Raw genomic sequence first — 23,237 nt, forward strand, 5'->3', positions numbered from 1 at the left:
AATGGGAGACATTATTGATATATATGGTTTATCACCTTTGCAAAAAGGAATACTGTTTCATACTTTATACGATCAAGATGATGAATATTCTTTTTCCTATATTGTACAAGTAGGTTTCTTGCTCGGGGGGCAATTGGATGTTGCTACTTTTGAAAAGGCTTGGGAATATGTTATTCAACGACATGAGGTTCTGCGCTCAGTATTTGTTTGGGAGGAAGTAGAAAAACCTCTACAAGCAGTTTACGAACGTCTTCCTTTTACTATTCATCAAGAGGATTGGAGTACCCATTCGCATGAGGAGAAGGAGAAGAAATTACACCAGTTTTTGACTGCAGATCGTAGGAAAGGATTTTTATTGGATGAAGCACCATTGATGAGAGTCACTGCGATTAAAGAAGCAGAAGGGGAAACGAGAATTATTTGGACACATCATCATATTTTGCTAGATGGTTGGAGTGTTTCATTGGTGTTTAGTGAAGTGATGGAAGTTTATCTCAAGATGATAAAGGGAGAATTGTTGAATCTTCCTAAATCTCTTCCTTATAAAAAATATATCCAGTGGATAAATAAACAAGATCAAAGTCAAGCAGAGGAATTTTGGAAAGAAGAATTAAAAGGGTTCTATGCACCTACGCCAATAGCGATGGAAAGAAAGGATCAAGGGCAGGAGAAGGGCTATGGAGAGTGTGTTTATCAGGTATCTGAGGAACTCACTGAGAATTTACAAGAGTGGGTACGAAATAGTCGATTAACATTGAATACATTAGTACAAGGAGCATGGGCCTATTTGATGGGTAGGTATAGCGGTGAAAGTGACATCGTATTTGGCGTAACTAGCTCTGGACGTCCTACTGATTTGATAGGAGCAGAGAATATGGTAGGCCTATTTATTAACACATTACCTACTAGAATTCGATTAACGGATAATACATCTGTAGTAGATTGGCTTCGTAAAATACAGATGAAAGAAATGGAACGAAGACAATATGAGTATAATTCATTGATAGATATTCAAGGGTGGAGTGAGGTTCCGCGAAATAGCTCCTTATTTCATACCTTGTATGTGTTTGAAAATTATCCAATTCAAGGTGAGAGAAATGGTGATTTAAGATTACTAGATGTTAAAAGCGCGGAACAAACAAATTATCCTTTAACACTCATTGTAATGCCTGGTAAGAAAATTACTTTAAAGTTGATGTATGATCGAAGCTATTTTAATGAAGAAACAATAAATCGGATTCAGAATCACTTATTGCAAATATTAATCCAGATGACGAAGAGCCTAGATTCAAAACTCTTTGAAATTACTCATTTAACAGCGGAAGAACAGATACAGTTATTAGAGGAATGGAATCATACTCAAGTAAATTATTCGGCTGAAGGCATGATTCATACGATGTTTGAGGAGCAAGTTAAAAAAACGCCGGAAGCAATCGCGGCTATTTACGAAAATGAACAAATTACCTATAAAGAGTTGGAGGAGCGTGCGAATCAGCTAGCTCATTATTTACAAAAGCGTGGTGTAGGCTCAGAGTCTCTGGTTGGGGTATATATAGAACGTTCATTACAAATGATGATAGCGTTATTAGGTATTCTAAAATCAGGAGCAGCGTATGTTCCACTTGATCCTACTTATCCAGAGAGTCGGCTTCGATATATATTAGAGGATGCTGGAATCGAAGTACTAGTGACGGAAGAGAATTCTAAAAATTTGTTTGTATCTGAAAATGTTGAAACGATTTGTATGAATAAAGATTATACTGCAATTGAAAAAGAAGAAACAACCCCATGTATAAGTGGTGTAACAGGAAGAAGTTTAGCGTATGTTATGTATACTTCAGGATCTACAGGGAATCCAAAGGGAGTAATGATTGAGCATCATTCAGTAATCAATTATCTAGAATGGATGCAACATAAATATCCACTTTCTGAAAAGGATGTGGTCTTGCAGAAAACGCCATTCTCATTTGATGTCTCTGTTTGGGAGTTGTTTTGGGGTATTCACGTTGGTGCAAGTGTATCTTTCCTGCCTCCAGGTGGAGAAAAAGATCCTTCTATTATAGCTGAAGTGATTAAAAAACATCAGGTTACTATAGTTCAATTTGTACCTTCGATGTTATCTGTTTTCTTAGATCACTTCAATCATATTGAATTGAACATGAATTGTTCGTCCATACGCCATGTATTTTCTGGTGGGGAAGAACTAAGTTCAGGGTTGGTTAGACGATTTCAACAGAAATGGAATCATAGTGGACAAGTGAAATTAACCAACTTTTATGGACCAACTGAAGCCACTATTTATGTGAATGCATTTGATATTCAGCCAAATCAAGAATTTGTTTCTATTGGGCAGCCGATACAGAACACGCAATTATATGTATTAGACCAAAATCAACGCTTGCAATCAATAGGAATTGAGGGTGAGTTATATATTGGTGGTGCTGGTTTAGCACGTGGATACTTAAATCGTCCGAATCTTACTGCTGAAAAATTCGTTTCGCATCCATATCGATTCGGGGAACGACTATATCGAACAGGAGATTCAGTAAGATATCTAACTGATGGAAATTTAGAATTTATAGGTAGAATGGACCATCAAGTCAAAATGCGTGGTTTTAGGATTGAATTAGGAGAAATTGAAGCGACTTTAGAAAAATGTTCGTTTATTAAAGAGGCTGTCGTATTAGTTAGAGAAGATCGTCCAGGTGATCAACGATTGGTTGCATATGTAATGAGCGATGGAAATACCCAAGAGTGGAGAGAGTATTTACAAAACCAATTACCGAATCATATGATTCCAGCGCACCTTGTAGAGTTAGAACACTTCCCGCTTACTCCGAATGGGAAAATTGACCGAAAGGCCTTGCCAGCACCTGATGAGCAAACTATTGGAGGTTTAAATGTTCTACCTCGGACGCCATCGGAAGAGCTTATTGCCTCGGTTTGGAGTCAAGTGTTAGGAACTGAAAATATCGGTATTCAGGATTCCTTTTTTGAACGGGGTGGGCACTCACTACTCGCTACTCAAATTGTTTCTCGATTACAAGAATTGTTCCAAATCAAAATCCCATTACGTGAACTTTTCAAGCACGATACAGTGGAGGCATTGGCGAAACGAGTAGATCAGTTACGAAAAAAAGATAAAAAACGAGAGGCTGCCCCTCTTATACCTATGAAACGAGAAGAAGCTATTCCGCTTTCCTATGCGCAGAAACGTCTATGGTTTATTGATCAATTAATGTCAAATAGTGCTATGTACAATATTCATGCAGCGTGTCGCTTAACAGGTAAATGGTCAATTGAAGCGTTGGAGGTCGGATGGAATCAGTTGTTGGAGCGTCATGAATCATTACGGACGATAATTCTAGAACAAGAGGGTGAACCTTTCCAACAGGTTCAATCTCATGTATTCAGACATATCCCTCAATTGAATCTAACAGATCTCTCTTTGGAAGATAGGGAAAGAGAAATGAAACGGCTCATTCAAAACGAAGCGGAGGAACCATTTCATTTTGGACAAGGTCCTCTGATTCGAACACGAATATTGAAAGTGGACAGAGAAGAATGGGTTCTCATTTGTACGATGCATCATATTATTTCAGATGGATGGTCAATGGGGATTTTACTTGAAGAATGGATGGCTTTTTATGAAGGAGCACTAAGCGGAAAACCGGCGGAATTGAAGGAGTTATCTATCCAATATGCAGACTTTGTTATGTGGCAGAAGGAATGGCAAAAAGAAGAGAATTTGGATCAGCACCTTCGATATTGGAAGGAAGAATTGGCTGGGGAGTTACCGGTTTTACAATTACCGATGGATCGTCCTCGACCTGCGGTTCAAACCCACCGTGGTGCAAGTCAGTCCTTAATGGTGGCGAATTCCCTACAGGAAAAGCTCAAAGATTTAAGTCTGCAAGAAGGATGCACTTTATTTATGACATTGATGGCAGCGTATCAAAGCTTCCTTTCCCGTTATACAGGACAGGATGACATCTTGGTTGGAAGCCCAATCGCTAATCGAAATGTTAAAGAGATTGAGGGATTAATAGGTTTCTTTGCAAATACGTTGGTTTATCGAGCTGATTTCAGTGAAAATCCGACGTTCCAAGAACTTTTGTCGCAGGTAAGAAAAAAAGCACTAAAAGCATACGAGTATCAGGACATCCCATTTGAGAAAGTGGTAGAATCCGTAAAGCCGGAACGGAATACAAGTCATTCACCAATATTCCAAACCATGTTTATTTTACAGAATACGAAGCAAGAATTTCCTCGGCTATCTGAAAGACAAATGGAACTCATGGAAAGCCATGCTTCTGTAGCGAAATTTGATTTGAGTTTATTTGTTACTGAGACGGAAGAAGGATTATCACTAACCTTTGAATACAATACTGATTTGTTTGATGATACAACCATTGAACGTATGGCAAGTCATTTTGAGCATTGGTTAAATCAAATTGTCTCTCATCCAAAATGTTTATTATCAGAATTGAATATGTTATCCAAAGTAGAATATAAGCAATTACTAGAAGAATGGAATGAATCAGCTGTTATAGATATAGAAGAATGCGCGATTCATACATTGTTTGAAGAACAAGTGGAAAAAACACCAGAAGCAATTGCAGTAGTATGCGAAGATGAAGAACTAACATATCGAGAGTTGGACGAACGCTCGAATCAGCTGGCACATTATTTACAAAAAAATGGTGTAGGTTGCGAATCATTGGTTGGGATTTGTGTTACACGTTCATCTGAGATGATTGTAGGCCTCTTAGGAATTATGAAGGCAGGAGGAGCATATGTCCCAATAGATCCAGCGTATCCTGAAAGTCGACTGCAATACATTTTAGCGGATGCTCAAATAAAGGTACTAGTAACACAGGAAAAATTACAACAAAAAATGGTTATACCTAAATCCATTGACGTGATTTGTATTGATCGTGATCGAGCAGAAATAGAACAAGAAGTAACTACGGTGTGTTCGAGTGAAGTGACGGGTGATAACTTAGCCTATATTATCTATACTTCAGGTTCCACTGGAAATCCAAAGGGAGTAATGATTGAGCATAGGAATACAGTAACAATGATTCGTTGGGCGCATCACACATATTCCCGAAAGGATTTAGCGGGAGTGTTGGCCTCCACTTCGCTATCCTTTGATCTATCTGTTTTTGAAGTGTTTGTTCCCCTAACGATGGGTGGTAAGGTGATTGTCGCTGAAAATGCTCTACATCTAGACAAGTTGTCTACCAAGGATGTGACTTTAGTCAATACTGTGCCATCGGCAGCGAAGGAACTGGTTCGAGCAAAAACACTCCCTTCTTCGGTAAAGGTGGTGAATTTGGCTGGAGAACCATTGCCATATTCACTTGTTCAAGATTTATATGAGAGAAGTACGGTTGAGAAGGTGTACAACCTATATGGACCGTCCGAAGATACTACGTATTCCACTTATATGGAATTAGAAAAGGGTGTCGTCCATAGGGTACCACCAATTGGTAAACCAATATTCAATACAGAAGTATATGTACTAAGTATTGAACAAAAAATGGTTCCAATTGGTGTAGTTGGTGAGCTGTACATTGGTGGATCGGGATTAGCACGTGGATACTTAAACCGTCCTGACTTAACGGAAGATCGTTTTATACCGCATCCATTTAAAGAAGGGGAGCGAGTATACCGGACTGGAGATCTAGTAAGGTATTTGCCGGATGGAAATTTGGAGTATCTTGGCCGAATCGATCATCAGGTAAAAATTCGTGGGTTCCGGATTGAACTAGGAGAAATTGAAGCGGCATTACAAAAGCATACATTAGTTAACGAAGCTATTGTGACGGTGAGGGAAGATTATCCTGGTGATCTACGTTTGATTGCTTATGTTGTAGGAGATGGGGATGCTCAAAAGTGGCGTGATTATCTCAAGGACCAGCTACCAAATTATATGATTCCAGCCTATTTTGTCGGATTGAATGCATTTCCACTCACTCCAAATGGAAAAATTGATAGGAAGGCCTTACCAGCACCAGAGAAACAGGAGATAACAAGTGGTTATATTGCTCCTCGTACGCCTACGGAAAAAACAATCGTTTCAATATGGAATGAAGTTTTAGGTATGGAAAACATCGGAATTCAGGATTCGTTTTTTGAAATAGGTGGTCACTCATTACTTGCTACGCAAGCTGTTTCCAGTCTTAAAGAGGCTTTTGGAATTGAGATACCATTGCATGATTTATTTATGTTTCATACAGTGCAGCAATTGGCAGAACAGATAGATCAATTGCACCATAACAAAAATCAAGAAATGCAGAATGATAGTAAGGAGAATGTAAGTCTTCAAGACTATATTCAAAAAGAAGAAGAAGTGGGTAATGATGAAGAATTATTTGAACTGCTTAAGCAATTAGAAGAGCTATCAGAGGAAGAAGCACAAGGAATATTTGAGAGTAATTTAGTTGAGGAAGGGGTAAAAAAATGAGAAGTGATTTACTTGCAAAGCTGAGTTCACTTTCTCCTGAGAAGAGAGCTTGGCTTCAGAAGCAAATGCAAAAAAAGGAGAATAAAGAAGCGCTCCCGTTGTCTTATGCACAACAACGTTTGTGGTTTATGGACAGATTTAATCCAAACAGTTCTTTATATAATATTCCAACGGTATGGAATCTAAAAGGAAATTGGATACCTGAAGCATTAGAGAAGGGATTCAATCGACTTATTGAACGTCATGAATCATTACGAACTGTTTTTAAAGAAGTAGAAGAACAACCTGTACAACAAATTGTCGAATTCCTTCCTAGAGCATTACCTGTAAGAGATTACTCTCAACTTCCTCTAGAAGTAAAAGAAAAAGAGGTAGATAGTTTAATTGCGAGAGAAGCGCAAAAACCATTTGATTTAATGAATGGTCCTTTAATTCGTAATCAGCTTGTTCAATTAGAAAAGGATGAATGGTTATTACTGTGTACGATGCATCATATTGTTTCTGATGCCTGGTCCATTGGTATATTCATGAATGAATTACTTGCTTTCTATGAAGAGGAAACGGGCGGAAATCCTGCTAAATTAAGTTCATTATCCATTCAATATGCAGATTTTGCGAAGTGGCAAAAGGAGTGGTTGCAAGGTGATGTGCTAAATCGTCAGCTTACGTATTGGCAGGAAGAATTGTCTGGTGAGCTCCCTATATTACAACTGCCAGTGGACCGGCCTCGACCGGTTACGCAAACTTATTCTGGGGATACGCATCACGTGATTTTTTCTTCTAGATTACTCAGTCAATTAAAAGATTTAAGTCGACAAGAAGGATCTACCTTATTTATGACTTTAATGGCTGCATATCAGAGCTTTCTTGCACGTTATACAGGACAAAAAGATATTCTAGTCGGAAGTCCGATTGCAAATCGGAATCATAAGGGAGTAGAAGGATTAATTGGTTTCTTTGTTAATACGTTGGTTTACCGATCAGATTTGAGTGGTACCCCTACTTTCCGGGAGATTTTGAACCAAACAAAGAAAAAGGCGTTAAAAGCTTACGAATATCAAGATATACCATTTGAAAAAGTGGTAGAAGCTGTGCAACCTGAACGAAGCATGAGCCATTCTCCTATCTTTCAGACCATGTTTACGCTACAGAATATAAAACAAGAACGACTAGATTTGCCTGGTAGAAGGATTGAAATGGTAGAAAGTAATATGTCTATTGCAAAATTTGATTTGAGCTTAACTGCCTATGAAGTGGAAGAAGGTCTATTTGTCTCATTTGAATACAACACGGATTTATTTGATAGTAGTACCATTGCACGTATGGCAGGCCATTTTGAGAACTGGCTAAATGAAATCGCGCATCATCCAGATGAATCATATACAAAGCTGTCAATGTTATCGGACACTGAGCAGAAACAACTCCTAGAAGAATGGAATGATACAGAAGTAGTTTATGGTCATGATTGTATGATTCATGAGCTATTTGAGCAGCAAGTTGCACGTACACCTGATGCAGTGGCGGTAGTTTATGAGGGTGGAAAGCTAACGTATCAAGAACTCAATGAAAAATCGAATCAATTGGCACATTTTCTACAAAAACGAGGTATTGGACCTGAATCATTGGTTGGTATATGTATTGAACGTTCTCCTGATATGATTATTGGTCTCTTTGGGATTTTGAAAGCAGGTGGGGCTTATGTCCCACTGGACCCAAGTTATCCCGAAAACCGTCTGAGATACATTTTAGAGAATTCACAAATTCAAGTGCTGTTAACAAAAGAGGCACTACAGGACTGGTTACCTAAAGATATTCAAGCAATTTGTTTAGACAGGGATCAAGTAATGATTTCTAAAGAGAGTAATTTAGCTCCGGTGAGTGGAGTAACAGCAAATAACTTAGCCTATATCATATACACTTCGGGTTCAACGGGAAATCCAAAGGGGGTAATGATTGAACATCATTCGGTTATCAACCGCCTACAGTGGATGCAGAAAAAATATCCATTGTCCGAGGAAGATACAATCCTACAAAAGACACCGTTTTCGTTTGATGTTTCCGTTTGGGAATTATTTTGGTGGTCATTTGTAGGAGCACGTGTTTGTTTGCTTCCACCAGGAGGAGAGAAAGATCCTGCAGTGATTGAGGAGTATGTTGAACGATATCGTGTGACCACCATGCACTTTGTTCCGTCGATGTTATCTACTTTCTTGGATTATATGGAACAATATAATTCGAAAAGGGATGTATCGTCTTTAATTCATGTTTTTACTAGTGGAGAAGCATTAAACTCTGAGCAGGTTCGCCGGTTTAAGTGGATCTTTTACAATGTTCAGCAAACACAGTTAATTAATTTGTATGGTCCTACTGAAGCGACTGTGGATGTGACTTATTATGATTGTGATTTAGAAAAAGAATCAATGCTTATTCCAATTGGTCGTCCAATTGATAATACAGAGTTGTATGTGTTAGATCAATATCAACAGGTGGTCCCAATTGGTGTGTCGGGGGAACTTTACCTTGGAGGAGTAGGATTGGCACGTGGCTACTTCAATCGACCAGATTTAACTACTGAACGTTTTATTCCGCATCCCTTTAAGGAAGGAGAACGATTATATCGAACGGGTGACCTGGTGAGGTATATGAATAATCGTAACTTGGAATATATTGGAAGGATAGATAACCAAGTCAAAATTAGAGGATTCAGAATTGAATTGGGAGAAATTGAAGCAGCTTTACATGATCACTCATCTGTAAAAGAGGCTGTTGTGTTGGTGAAGGAAGATCGTCCAGGAGATAAGCAGTTAGTAGCTTATGTAGTGGGTGAAGGGGATACTGTAGAGTGGCGTGAATATCTCAAGAAGCAACTTCCACATTATATGGTTCCGGCATACTTTTTCCAAATTGAAGGGATGCCACTCACTCCAAATGGTAAGGTGAATCGGAAAGCCTTACTGGAATTGGAAGCACAGTTCATAAGTGAAGATATTACTTCATCACGAACACCAGTGGAGGAGCTCATCGTTTCCGTATGGAGCCAAGTGTTAGGTGTAAAAAATATTAGTGTTCAGGATTCCTTTTTTGAAATCGGTGGTCACTCACTACTAGCTACTCAAGTAGTGTCACGTTTACAGGAAATCTTTCAAATCGAATTACCAGTACGTGAACTATTTGAGTATGCAACGGTGGAGTCACTGGCAAAGCGATTAGATCAGTTACGTAAAGGAGATAGAAAACGAGAGATTCCGCCACTAATGCCGATGGAACGAGGAGAAACTATTCCACTATCTTATGCGCAACAGCGCTTATGGTTTATTGATCAATTTACACCTAATAGTGCCCTTTATAATATGCCAATGGTATGCCGCCTTACAGGGAGTTGGCTACTTGAGGCACTGGAAACAGGATGGAACCAACTAATAGAACGTCATGAATCATTGCGGACGGTCTTTCATGAAGTGAACGGTCAACCCATACAGCAAATTGAACCGTATGCTTTTCAATCAATTCCGAAAACGGATTTAACTATGCTTTCTCCAGAAGACCGAGAAGAAGAAGTTAAACGTTTGATTCAACAAGAAACAGAAGTGCCATTTGATTTAGCAGAGGGCCCACTAATCAGGACAAGTATTTTGCAAGTGGGAGAGGAAGAATGGATTCTCCTTTGTACTTTACATCATATCATTTCAGATGGATGGTCGATGGGAGTCCTACTTGAAGAATGGATGGCATTCTATGAGAAAGAAACGGATGGAAAGATAGCAGAACTTGAACCATTACCGGTTCAATATGCCGACTTCGCTCAGTGGCAAAAAGGTTGGCTGAAGGAGGAGGTGCTTGATCAACAACTCCAATATTGGAGGGAAGAATTGTCTGGAGAGCTTCCTGTACTCCAACTTCCTATGGATCGTCCGCGTCCTGCAATACAAACTCATCACGGGTCGACATACACTCTGGTTCTGCCAAGCACGCTACATGATAACTTGAACAAACTTAGTCGCAAAGAAGGGGCTACACTCTTCATGACGCTGTTGGCTGCATATCAAAGTTTTCTATCCCGTTATACGGGACAAGAAGATATTCTGGTCGGAAGTCCAATTGCGAATCGAAATTATAGAGAAATAGAAGGACTAATTGGTTTCTTCGTCAACACGCTGGTTTATCGAGCTAATCTGAGTGGTAGACCGACATTTCAAGATGTTCTGTCTCAGGTTCGTAAAAAGGCATTGAAGGCGTATGAATATCAGGATATCCCTTTTGAAAAAATTGTAGAAGTTGTGCAACCAGAGCGGAGTACAAGTCATTCGCCAATCTTCCAGACCATGTTCATCTTGCAAAATATGAAACAAGAGTTCCCGGTGTTATCTGGTAGAAGTATTGAAATGATAGAAAGCCATAGTCCAATTGCAAAGTTTGATTTAAGTGTAATGGTAGCTGAGACAGAAGAGGAATTGCTTTTTACTTTTGAATACAATAAGGATTTATTCAATGCATCTACTATTGAACGGATGGCAGGACACTTTGAGAAATGGCTACACGAAGTTTCTCATCACCCACAAAATCCGTTGCATGACCTGAGCATGCTATCGGAACCCGAGCGTACTTTGTTATTAGAAACATGGAATGACACTGTAATGGAAATGTCCCATCAGGCTCTTATTTGTGACAGATTTGAGGAACATGTAGCAAGGCGCCCTGATGCGATTGCCGTTGTTGATCAAACAAAAAAGTGGACTTATGGTGAACTGGATGCACAAGCAAATCAGTTGGCAAATGTTTTACAGCGAAAAGGAGTCGCCCCAGAATCAGTGGTGGGAGTTTATCTTCCGAGGTCAGCTGAGCTCATGGCAAGTTTACTAGGCATTTTAAAAGCTGGTGGAGCTTATGTTGTTTTAGATCCGTTGTATCCAAAATCAAGGTTAGAATACATGATTGAAGATGCAGGAATTCAATTTGTAGTGACGGCGGAAGGACAAGAAGGCCATTTCGCACACGTCGAAACGGTGAGGTTAGAAGAATTAACAGTGGAAAGCGTAATCGCACCTACACGTCAGTTAAATCCAGAGAACTTAGCTTATATTGTCTATACCTCTGGTTCTACAGGAAAGCCAAAGGGTGTCATGGTTGAATATCGCTCATTAATGAATATGGTTTCTTGGCATCAAGAAGTTTATCGTATTACAGCAGAGGATCGTGCGACCCAGATTGCAGGGATTGCTTTTGATTCGGCTGTCCAGGAAATTTGGCCGTATCTAACTGCTGGTGCAGCACTCTACTTGTCAACAGAGGAACTGAGAATTAATCCAGAAGCACTAAGGGACTGGCTCATTGATTCACGAATAACAGCTAGTTTTGCACCTACACCTATTCTGGAAAGACTCTTGAAATTATCTTGGCCAGATAAAACGGATCTTCGTTTTATCCTTACAGGTGGGGATCAATTAACGCAGTATCCATCTAAAGATATTCCTTTTGCGGTAATTAATCAGTATGGTCCATCGGAAAATACCGTTGTTACCACAGATTGTTATGTGCCTGTAGGAGTGACAACCGGTACGCCATCGATTGGTCGGCCGATTGCGAATACAGAAGTTTATGTATTAGATTCTCATCTTCAGCTAGTACCAATTGGTATAATTGGAGATCTCTATATTGGAGGGAAGAGTCTTGCACGTGGATATGCTAATCGCCTGGATCTCACAAAGGAAAAATTTATTCCACATCCTTTCAAGTCAGGAGAACGTCTCTATTACACAGGAGACAAAGCAAGTTATCTTTCTGATGGTAATCTCCAGTTCCATGGTCGTATAGATGACCAAGTAAAAATTCGTGGTTTCCGGATTGAATTGGGAGAAATAGAAGCTGTTTTGCAGGCGCATTCTTCTGTGAAAGAAGCAGTTGTATTGGTACGAGAGGATAATCAAGATGACAAGAGATTAGTAGCTTATGTAGTTGGTGAAGGAAGTGTACATGAATGGCGAGAACATCTACAAACACATTTACCAAATTACATGGTTCCAACAAACTTTATTGAGATGGAATTTTTACCACTTACACCGAATGGAAAACTTGATTTGAAGGCATTGCCTATACTTAGTGAACAATCCGCCGAAAATACTGTATACCCACGAACTCCACTGGAAGAACTTATCGCTTCAGTGTGGAGTCAAGTGCTAGGAATAAAAGAAATTGGTGTTCAGGATTCTTTCTTTGAGCTTGGTGGTCACTCTCTACTTGCTACACAAGTGGTCTCGCGCTTACAAGAAGTCTTTCAAATCAAATTACCGGTACGTGAATTGTTCGAATATCCAACGGTCGAGGCACTATCGAAACGAATAGATCAGTTGCGTAAGGGGAGTGAAAAACGAGAAATTCCACCATTGATGCCGATGGAACGAGGAAATAATATTCCGCTGTCATATGCCCAACAGCGCTTATGGTTTATTGATCAGTTTGAACCTAATAGTGCACTTTATAATATGCCAATGGTATGCCGCCTTACAGGGAATTGGTTACCTGAGGAATTGGAGTTGGGATGGAATCAGTTGATAGAGCGTCATGAATCTTTGCGGACGGTATTTCATGAAGAGGAAGGTCATCCTGTGCAACAGATTCAACCTTATATTTTCCGTCCTCTTCCGCAAATGGACCTAACTAAGCTTTCATTAAAGGAGAGAGAAAGAAAGTTGCAGCAATGGATTCAAACTGAAGTTGAATCTCCATTTGATTTAGAACAAGGACCATTGTTCCGTGGACAAATCATAAGAATTTCAGAAGAAGAATGGGTTCTTCTGTGTAATATGCATCACATTATCTCAGATGGATGGTCGATGGAAATCTTGCTTCAAGAATGGATGACATTTTATGAGAATGCGATTGGTGAAAAACAAGCAGAGCTGGAACCACTACCAGTTCAATATGCCGATTTTGCTCAGTGGCAAAGAGGATGGTTGAAAGATGAAGTACTAAATCAACAGCTTGCATATTGGAAGGAAGAATTATCTGGTGAGTTACCAGTCTTAATGTTGCCAATGGATCGTCCGCGTCCGCCAGTGCAAACCCACCATGGATTAACTCATAATGTGCTGTTGTCACGCTCATTACTGGATAAATTAAACGAACTAAGTCGTCAAGAAGGGGCCACGCTTTTCATGACCTTATTGGCATCGTATCAAAGTTTCCTTTCCCGTTATACGGGACAATCGGATATTATTGTTGGCAGCCCAATTGCAAATCGAAATTATCGAGAAATTGAGGGGCTGATTGGTTTCTTTGTCAACACATTGGTTTATCGGGCTGATTTAAGTAATGCACCGGTATTTCAAGAGTTGTTGTCTCAAGTGCGGATAAAAGCATTGAAGGCGTATGAGTATCAAGATGTTCCGTTTGAGAAAATTGTAGAGGTTATCCAACCTGAACGAAATACAAGCCATTCCCCGATTTTCCAAACCATGTTTACTTTGCAAAATACGGGACAGGAGCTACCAGAACTACATGGAAGAAATATAGAAGTAATGGAAAGTAATGCTCCAATCGCTAAGTTTGATTTAAGTTTAACTGCTGCAGAAGTGGAAGAGGGTTTATTGCTTACTTTTGTTTATAGGACGGATTTATTTGACAGCTTAACTATTGAATCCATGGCTGAACATTTTGGAAACTGGTTGAATGTAATCGTGGAGAATCCTGATAAATCATTAGCTAAGTTGCCTATATTATCAGGATTACAGCAAAAAGAGTTGGAAGAGTGGAATAATAATGCTGTAGTATATCCACGGGAAAGTGCGATTCATCAGCTGTTTGAAGAGCAGGTAAATCATACACCTGACGCGGTGGCAGTGGTAGATGAAAAACAGCAGTTAACATATCTAGAGCTTAATGAAAAAGCTAATCAATTGGCCCACTATCTTCAGCAATGTGGGATTGGGACTGAATCATTAGTTGGACTTTGCTTTGAGCGTTCAGTTGAGATGATTGTTGGTATTATGGGGATCTGGAAGGCTGGAGCAGCATATGTTCCATTGGATCCATCCTATCCAGAAAGTCGTCTACGATATATTTTGGAGGACACTGGAATTCAAGTATTAGTTACGAATGAGTCATTAGAAGATTGGATACCCAAAGAAGTCAAGGCAGTTTGTCTAGATAGGGATCAAGCAATGATTTCAAAAGAAAGCATTCTTTCACCAAAATGTGAAGTAACAGGAGAAAACCTAGCGTATGTTATCTATACTTCGGGATCGACGGGGAATCCAAAGGGTGTCTTGATACAGCATCATTCTGTAATAAACTTGTCGCATGGTTTACAAAAAGAGGTTTTCGAACATGAGATACCATCTAACATGCATGTCGGTTTAAATGCGTCAATTGCCTTTGATGCATCTATTCAACAATTACAAATGCTGTTGTATGGTTCAAGTTTGTATATTATTCCGAATGAAGTACGAAGTGATCCGGAACAGTTTGTAGCTTATATTAGGGAGAACAAGTTAGCAATCTTTGATATAACACCTTCATTGCTTCAATTACTTATAGATGCCGGATTGTTAGAAACGTACGATGGCGTTCATGTTCCAAGTAAGGTATTGGTTGGCGGCGAAGCGATTATGCCGTCATTATGGGAACAGCTAGTAGAGACTGATAAAATTGAGTTTTATAATGTATATGGTCCTACAGAATGTACGGTTGATGCAACATGCTATCATATCAAAAAAGATAGTGAGAGAGTAACGATTGGGCGTCCGTTGCCTAACGTTCAAACTTATGTATTGGATAGAAATGGGTTGCCAGTTCCAGTTGGTGTGATGGGTGAACTTTATATCGGAGGAGCGGGTCTAGCGAGGGGATACTTAAATCGTCCAGAGTTAACATCCGAACGATTTATTTCTCATCCATTCAAAGAAGGCGAGAGATTATATAGAACAGGCGATCTCGTGAGATATCTTCCTGATGGTAATATAGACTATTTAGGAAGAATTGATAATCAAGTGAAGATTAGAGGATTTCGAATCGAACTTGGGGAGATTGAGTCGACTTTACAGGAGCATGACTTGATAAAAGAGGCAGTTGTAATAGTTAGGGAAAATCAGTCGGGAGATAAGAGGTTGGTAGCTTATATAGTGGGCGAAGGCAGTTTAGAAGAATGGCGCGAGTATCTTAAAATAAAACTGCCAATCCATATGATACCTTCCTACTTTGTCGAAATGGAAGAGTTACCGCTAACCATAAATGGAAAGATTGATCGGAAATCATTGCCTATACCAGATTATCAAGGAACACAAGAAGGCTACGTAGCCCCAAGAAATGAACGTGAACACAAGCTTTCTATCATTTGGGAACGTGTGCTGGGTTCAAAACGTATTGGTATTTATGATAACTTTTTTGAAATTGGTGGAGATTCAATTCTTAGCATTCAGATTGTCTCTCGTGCGAAGCAAACTGGTTTACAATTGACACCAAAACAAATATTTGAACACCAAACGATTGCTGAGTTGGCGCAGGTAGTCAAAGAAGAACAAGGTGTACAAGCCGAACAAGGAATTATAACTGGAGATACGATACTTACACCTATTCAGCAAGGTTTTTTTGCACAAAATCATCCTAACCCACATCATTGGAATCAATCCATGTTCTTTAGAACGAAAGAGAAACTGGATATAGTATCACTGGAGAAGTCAGTGCGTAATCTTCTACTTCATCATGATGCCCTGCGTTTAAGATATGAACGTTTACCTGATGGGGCTTGGAAACAGTGGAATGAAGGAATAGAAGAACAATTGATACTTACTGTCATTTCATTAGCCGAAGTGCCGGAAGCCGATTGGCATCAAGTTATTCAAAAAGAGATTAATATTGCACAAGAAAGTTTGAATTTACATGATGGTCCGTTAATGAGAATGGTTTATTTTGATGAAGGTGAGAAGACTGGCCGATTATTTTGGACAATTCATCACTTAGCCGTGGATGGTGTTTCTTGGCGAATTTTATTGGAAGATTTGCAAACAGCGTATAATCAAGCGATTCAAGGGCAGAAAATTCAATTACCTATGAAGAGTACATCCTTTAAAGAGTGGTCGGAAAAATTACATCATTACGCTGAAACTGGAATATCACAAGAAGTGCTGCATTACTGGGAGCAGCAGTCTGAACAAGACGTAGTTAAACTGCCGATAGATGGTACTATAAGTAATTCAGTAAGCGCAGTAACTGAGGAAATTACTGTGGTGTTAAATGAGAATGAGACCCGTATGTTATTGCAAGAGACTTTAAGCACTCACCGTGTCCAAATCAATGAAGTATTATTAGCAGCATTGGTACAAGCTACAGCAGCATGTACAGGGCAGAAGATATTGAGCGTGGATTTAGAGGGGCATGGTAGAGAAGAAATTATTGAAGATGTTGACTTATCGAGAACCGTGGGATGGTTTACAAGTATTTACCCTGTTCACTTAAATATTACTAGTGCTAATACGCCAATTGCAGCATTAAAAGCAGTTAAAGAACAAGTTCGCAAAATTCCTAATAAGGGTGTTGATTATGGAGTGTTGCGTTACATGAACGCAACAATGTGTGAGCAATTGAGCTCTCAACATACACCGTCTATTAGTTTTAACTATCTTGGACAATTTGATCAAATGTTTTCTAGAGATGCAATGTTTATGCCGGAGAACGAATTTAAGCGTTTAGATCATGCTGCCGGTTCCAAGCGATCGCATGTAATTGATGTAATTGGGGTTGTAACGAATGGAAAACTTCAGTTCACTTGGGTATACAATGTTGGACAATTCGCCAAATCAACGATTCAAAATATTGCACAGAATATGCTATATCAACTGAGCAGATTGATTCAACCTTCAGATAGAGAATCTGCACTGACCATTTCGGATTTTGCAATGGCTAATCTTAACCAAGTAGGTTTGACAAATGTACTAAACAAAATGAATCGTGGAAAGAACAATCAGATTACTGATTTAAATCCACTATCACCTTTGCAAGAAGGTATGATTTTCCACACATTGCATGACCAAGGGAATGAACATGTTGCACCGTATATAGTGCAATTAAGTTTTATGATTAAAGGGAAAATGGATATTCCTACTTTTGAGCAGGCGTGGAAATCTGTAATTCAGCGGCATGAAATTTTTCGTACAGCATTTGTTTGGGACGAAATTGAAGAACCATTACAAGTGGTGTATGAAAATATCCCATTTAAAGTGAACAAAGAAGACTGGCGTACAATGACAACTAAAGAGATAGAGGAAAAAAGAAAAGTCTTTTTGGCATTAGATCGAAAACAAGCCTTCCAATTTGATGAAGCGCCATTGATGCGAGTAACGGTCATTCAAGAAGGTGAGGAAGAATATCGAATTGTTTGGACACATCACCATATTTTACTGGATGGATGGAGTTTACCATTGGTCTTTAATGAATTACTTACAGTCTATCAGAAGAAAATGAATGGAGAAGCCGTGAAGTTACCTAAGCCCTCACCATATAAGAAATATATCCAATGGCTAAGAGAACAAGATAAGGAGCAGGCGGAACAATTCTGGAGAGAAAAGCTTAAAGGTTTCACTGCACCAACTTTGCTGGGCTTAGAAAGTAAAGAGGGAGAAAAAGGTTACACAGAGAAGGTTATGTATTTATCAGAAGAGCAGACCCAAGCGTTACAAGGATGGGCGAAACGCAATAAACTTACTTTGAGTACAGTAATTCAAGGTGCATGGGCATATCTCATGAGCCGGTATAGTGGAGAAAATGACATTGTCTTTGGTGTAACAAGCTCAGGGCGTTCTACGGAGATTATTGATGTTGAAAACATCGTAGGTCCTTTCATTACAACGTCACCGACGCGAATTCAATTGATTGATGATATAAAAGTAATGGATTGGTTGCAGAAGATACAAGAGGAAGAGATAGAAAGAAGACAATATGAGTATGCTTCTTTAACAGAAATTCAGGGATGGAGTGAAGTTCCTAGAGGAACACCGCTGTTTAATAGTTTATATGTGTTTGAAAATTATCCAGTGAAAGAGGAGTCTTCAGAAAATCTAGAAATTGGTGAATTGGAAGGAGTAGAGCAAACCCACTACCCATTAGGGCTGGCTGTAGTTCCAGGAACCCAGTTATCGTTAAAGTTAATGTATGACTGTAGTAAGTTTAATAGAATAACTATTGAACGAGTGTTGGGTCATTTACACCAAGTGTTGATGCAAATGCTCAAAAACATTGATCAAACTCTATCAGAGCTGGTATATATTACGGAAGCTGAACAAAGACAACTATTAAAAGAATGGAATGATAATGCTATATCCTATCCACGTGAGAATGTGATTCATCAACTATTCGAAGAGCAAGTAAATCGTACGCCTGACGCGGTGGCAGTGGTAGATGAAAAACAGCAACTAACATATCGAGAGCTGAATGAAAGAGCTAATCAATTGGCCCATCATCTACAGAAATGTGGAATTGGGACAGAGTCATTGGTTGGCCTCTGCTTTGAGCGTTCAGTTGAGATGGTTGTTGGTCTCATGGGAATTTGGAAGGCTGGAGCAGCCTATGTTCCATTGGATCCAACGAATCCGGAAAGCCGCCTGCGATATATTTTAGAAGACACAGGAATTCAAGTATTGGTTACAAATGAGGTATTAGTAGGCTGGATACCTAAAGAAATCAAGACAGTTTGCTTAGATAGGGACCAAGCAATGATTTCTCGAGAAATCAAACTTTCGCCGATATGTGAGGTAACAGGGGAAAACTTAGCGTATGTTATCTACACTTCCGGTTCGACAGGGAATCCAAAGGGTGCTTTAGTACAGCACCATTCTGTAATAAACCTATCATATGGTTTACAAAAAGAAATTTTCTCACATGAGATACCTAGTAATGTGCGCGTCGGTTTAAATGCGTCAATTGCCTTTGATGTATCTATTCAGCAATTACAAATGCTGCTTCATGGTTCAAGTTTATATATTATCCCAGGTGAAGTTCGCACTAATCCGGAACAATTTGTTTCCTATATTAGGGAGAATAAATTGGAAATGTTTGATATGACACCTTCATTACTTCAATTACTTATAGATGGAGGATTGCTAGAAACAAGTGCTGATGTTCATGTACCAAGTAAGATATTGGTCGGTGGTGAAGCAATTATGCCGTCATTATGGGAACAGCTAGTAGAGACTGAAAAAATTGATTTTTATAACGTATACGGTCCTACAGAATGTACGGTTGATACAACGTGTTATCATATCCAAACAGATAGTAAGCGAGTTACAATTGGACGTCCATTGCCGAACGTTCAAACTTATGTATTGGATAAAAATCTGTTACCTGTTCCAGTTGGTGTAACAGGTGAGCTATATATTGGTGGTGCAGGTATAGCGAGAGGATACTTGAATCGTCCAGAATTAACAGCAGAGCGATTCATTCGTCATCCATTTAATGAAGAAGAGTGTTTATATCGTACAGGAGATTTGGTTCGTTATTTACCTGATGGTAATTTAGATTACTTGAGAAGAATTGATAATCAAGTGAAAATTCGGGGCTTCCGTATTGAACTTGAAGAGGTCGAAGCGAATCTAGAGAGTCATCCATTGGTAAAAGAAGCAGTAGTTTTGGTAACAGAGGATAAATTAGGAGAGCAGAGATTGGTTGCTTATGTAGTTGGAGCTGGAAGCATGCATGACTGGCGTGAATATCTCAAGACACAAGTACCGAATTATATGGTTCCCGCACACTTTATTGAGGTAGACGAGATTCCTCTTACAATGAATGGGAAAGTTGATCGAAAGGCATTGTACAGTTTAACTATTCAAAGAGAAAATAACTTCTCTACACCAATCATTCCAAGGGATGAAATTGAATATCAGTTGGTTAAAATCTGGCAGGATGTGTTACAGATAGAAGATGTCTATGTAAATGATGATTTCTTTAATAGAGGGGGACACTCTCTCCTTGTAATCAAATTAGTTTCAAAAATTAGGGAGAAGTTTGGAAAAGAGATTAAGGTGTCTACATTGATTAAGAATCCAACATTGGAAGGAATCGCATGCCTTATTCGTGATAAGCATGATATGACAAAATCTGTATCAGCGCTGGTACCACTACAAGAATCAGAGAAAAGACCTTTCTTCTGCGTTCATCCGTTTATGGGGAATGTATTTTGTTACATTCAATTAGCAAGATTGCTTAAGAATCACTGTTCATTTTATGGTTTACAGAATCCTCTCATAGAAAAGAGAGAGATTGACGACTCGACCTTGCCGGAACTAATTCAACTTTACATTAAAGAAATAAAAAGTGTTCAGCCAGAAGGCCCATATCGTCTTGGAGGATGGTCTTTAGGCGGTGCAATTGCTTATAAAATCGCAACTGTACTAAGAAATCAAGGAGAGGAAGTTGAATTGTTGGTACTTATGGATACTAAAGTACCTTCAGAGCAAGATCGTAAAACAAGGGAGGATATGCTCTCATATATATCTGAACATTTCATTCCTAGAGATCTTATTGAGCAGGAAGAAGGCCTCGTCCATAAGCAAGATATGCTTGTGGAGCGATTAATTATGGAAGGAGTACTCCCGCCTGATGCAAATCTTATGAATTTGAAGCAAGTTATCAATGCTCATAGGAAATGCCTGAACTTAATGGCAGATAATGATTTGATACCATACTTTGGAGAAGTTATCTACTTTAGTGCTGAGGAAGGAAAAGAGTTGTTTACAGATTGGGGACCTTTATTAAAAGGAAGAATAAAGAAGTATTCTGTCCCTGGATCACATGAGGAAATAGTAGACTTCCCCGCAGTTGAAAAGATAGCTAAGTATCTATTAAATGAATTTGAAGGAATAAAAGAAACATCCCTTTCATTAACTGAAAAGTAGAGAGTGCAAAAGATGCAACGCTATGAACGAAAAGGGCAGCCCAATAACTGCAAATAAAGTGAAGGCAATAATGAATATATCAAGAGTATTACTTTTTAAGAGGATAATGCAAAAATTACTTGATAGAGACATAGAAACCTATACGAGTTGCTCATAGAATGATGTAAATGCTCTCCATTTTTTGTAATAGAAGCTAATGCTTTGATGATATTACTGAGGAAAGGTGTATATTTTCATTGATATGTAAATATGCACCTTTTCTATTGTATTTGCAATTTAATAAAGTTAATTTGAATTTATGTAACGCACATATATGAAGCCATCCTTTAAAAAAGGAAGTGATTTATCATACATATTCAAGCTGTGAAAATACCAAAGAATATTGAAAGTCATTTGTTTAAGCAACTTAGTAACTTGGTTTCAAATGAGAAGAAAGAACGAATGAAGCGTTTATTAAACTCATGCGACATTAATAGGACCCTGATAGGGGATTTACTAATTCGATCTCTAATCTGCCAAAAGTATAAAATTAATAATGAAGAAATTAGATTTATATATAATGAGTATGGAAAACCTTTTTTTGAAAATTTTTCTGACTTTCATTTTAATCTGTCACATTCAGGAGAATGGGTGGTTTGTACTACTGCTAATTTTAATGTGGGTATTGATATAGAAAAGGTTTCAGAAATAGAGGCTCTTAAATTAGCAAATGAATTTTTTTCAGAGGAAGAATTTTATGATATATCTAATATGAATTCTGATGAACAAATTAATTATTTTTATGATTTATGGACATTAAAAGAAAGTTATATAAAAACGATTGGAAAAGGGCTTTATATCCCGTTAAATTCATTCTCTATAAAAAAAGAGTCACGAACTTTAATTTCATATAAGTATATACCTCAAAACTTTTACTTTAGACAATATAACATTGAGCCAAATTATAAGATATCTGCTTGTGCAACAAGGGATGAATTTCCGCAAGAGATAATAATTAAAGACATTTATTCAATTTGCCAAAATATATACAAATTTGAAAGTAAGGAGAAAATCAATGCGGAAGACTAAACTTTTTTGCTTTCCACATGCTGGGGGATCTGCGTTTAGTTACGCAAAATGGAAAAATCACTTTAATCCATATATTGAGGTAGTCCCGATAGAGTTAGCTGGTAGAGGATATAGAATTGAAGAAAACTTGTACCAAAGTATGGAAGAGGCCGTAAATGATGTCTACAATAATATAGTTATGCAGATAGATGATTCGCCCTACATTCTATTCGGGCATAGCATGGGGAGTTTGATTGCCTATGAAGTAGCTAGGAAAATACAGGATTCTAATAACGAATTACCTGAATTTCTTGTTTTGTCCGGTAGAAACCATCCAAATAGTAAAATAAAAAATATCCGATATAATCTTCCTAACGAACAATTTAAAAGAGAAGTTATTGCAATGGGAGGTACATCATCTGGGGTACTTCAATCAGAAGAATTAATGGAGATTTTTCTCCCTATTTTAAGAGCAGATTTTAAGATTGTCGAGACATACATTCATGATAATAATATACAACCATGTGATATTGATTTTCTTATATTTAATGGGAAAAATGATGAATTTACTACATATGATCAAGTAATAAAATGGAAGAAATATACAAGTAAAACGTGTACTTTTCATTCTTTTGAAGGTAATCATTTCTTTCTAAATGAAAATATTGAAGAAATAGCAAAGAGTATTATAGGAAAGTTTAATTCTAAAAGATTATCAACTAGTTTTTAGAGATTTTCTTTGATCATCAGACAGTCGTTGGATAACTGGTGAGTTAATTGATGCAATTTGTGGATCTTGCTTATAATGCTAATTGTAAGTATTATGTACTTTAAAACCA

General features: G+C 38.3%; 4 protein-coding genes. All 4 read left to right on the forward strand.

Features of this window, described 5'->3' with window-relative positions:
* Position 1 precedes the first annotated feature (1 nt).
* Complete coding sequence (locus MHH42_RS12370) at positions 2 to 6,472, forward strand: non-ribosomal peptide synthetase (protein WP_097838198.1); 6,471 nt, start codon at positions 2 to 4, stop codon at positions 6,470 to 6,472.
* A complete protein-coding gene (locus MHH42_RS12375; RefSeq protein WP_340893431.1) occupies positions 6,469 to 21,351 on the forward strand; it encodes a non-ribosomal peptide synthetase in 14,883 nt (4,960 codons plus the stop codon). Before MHH42_RS12370 ends, MHH42_RS12375 begins: the two co-directional genes overlap by 4 nt.
* Positions 21,352 to 21,714: 363 nt before the next feature.
* On the forward strand, positions 21,715 to 22,419 hold the full coding sequence (locus MHH42_RS12380; protein WP_033668511.1) for a 4'-phosphopantetheinyl transferase family protein: 705 nt from the start codon (positions 21,715 to 21,717) through the stop codon (positions 22,417 to 22,419).
* On the forward strand, positions 22,406 to 23,128 hold the full coding sequence (locus MHH42_RS12385) for a thioesterase II family protein (protein ID WP_340893432.1): 723 nt from the start codon (positions 22,406 to 22,408) through the stop codon (positions 23,126 to 23,128). The genes MHH42_RS12380 and MHH42_RS12385 overlap by 14 nt, the downstream gene beginning before the upstream one ends.
* Positions 23,129 to 23,237: the final 109 nt, after the last annotated feature.

Origin of the sequence: Bacillus sp. FSL L8-0099 (genome assembly GCF_038006385.1) — a bacterium.
GTDB classification, from domain to species: Bacteria; Bacillota; Bacilli; order Bacillales; family Bacillaceae_G; genus Bacillus_A; species Bacillus_A toyonensis.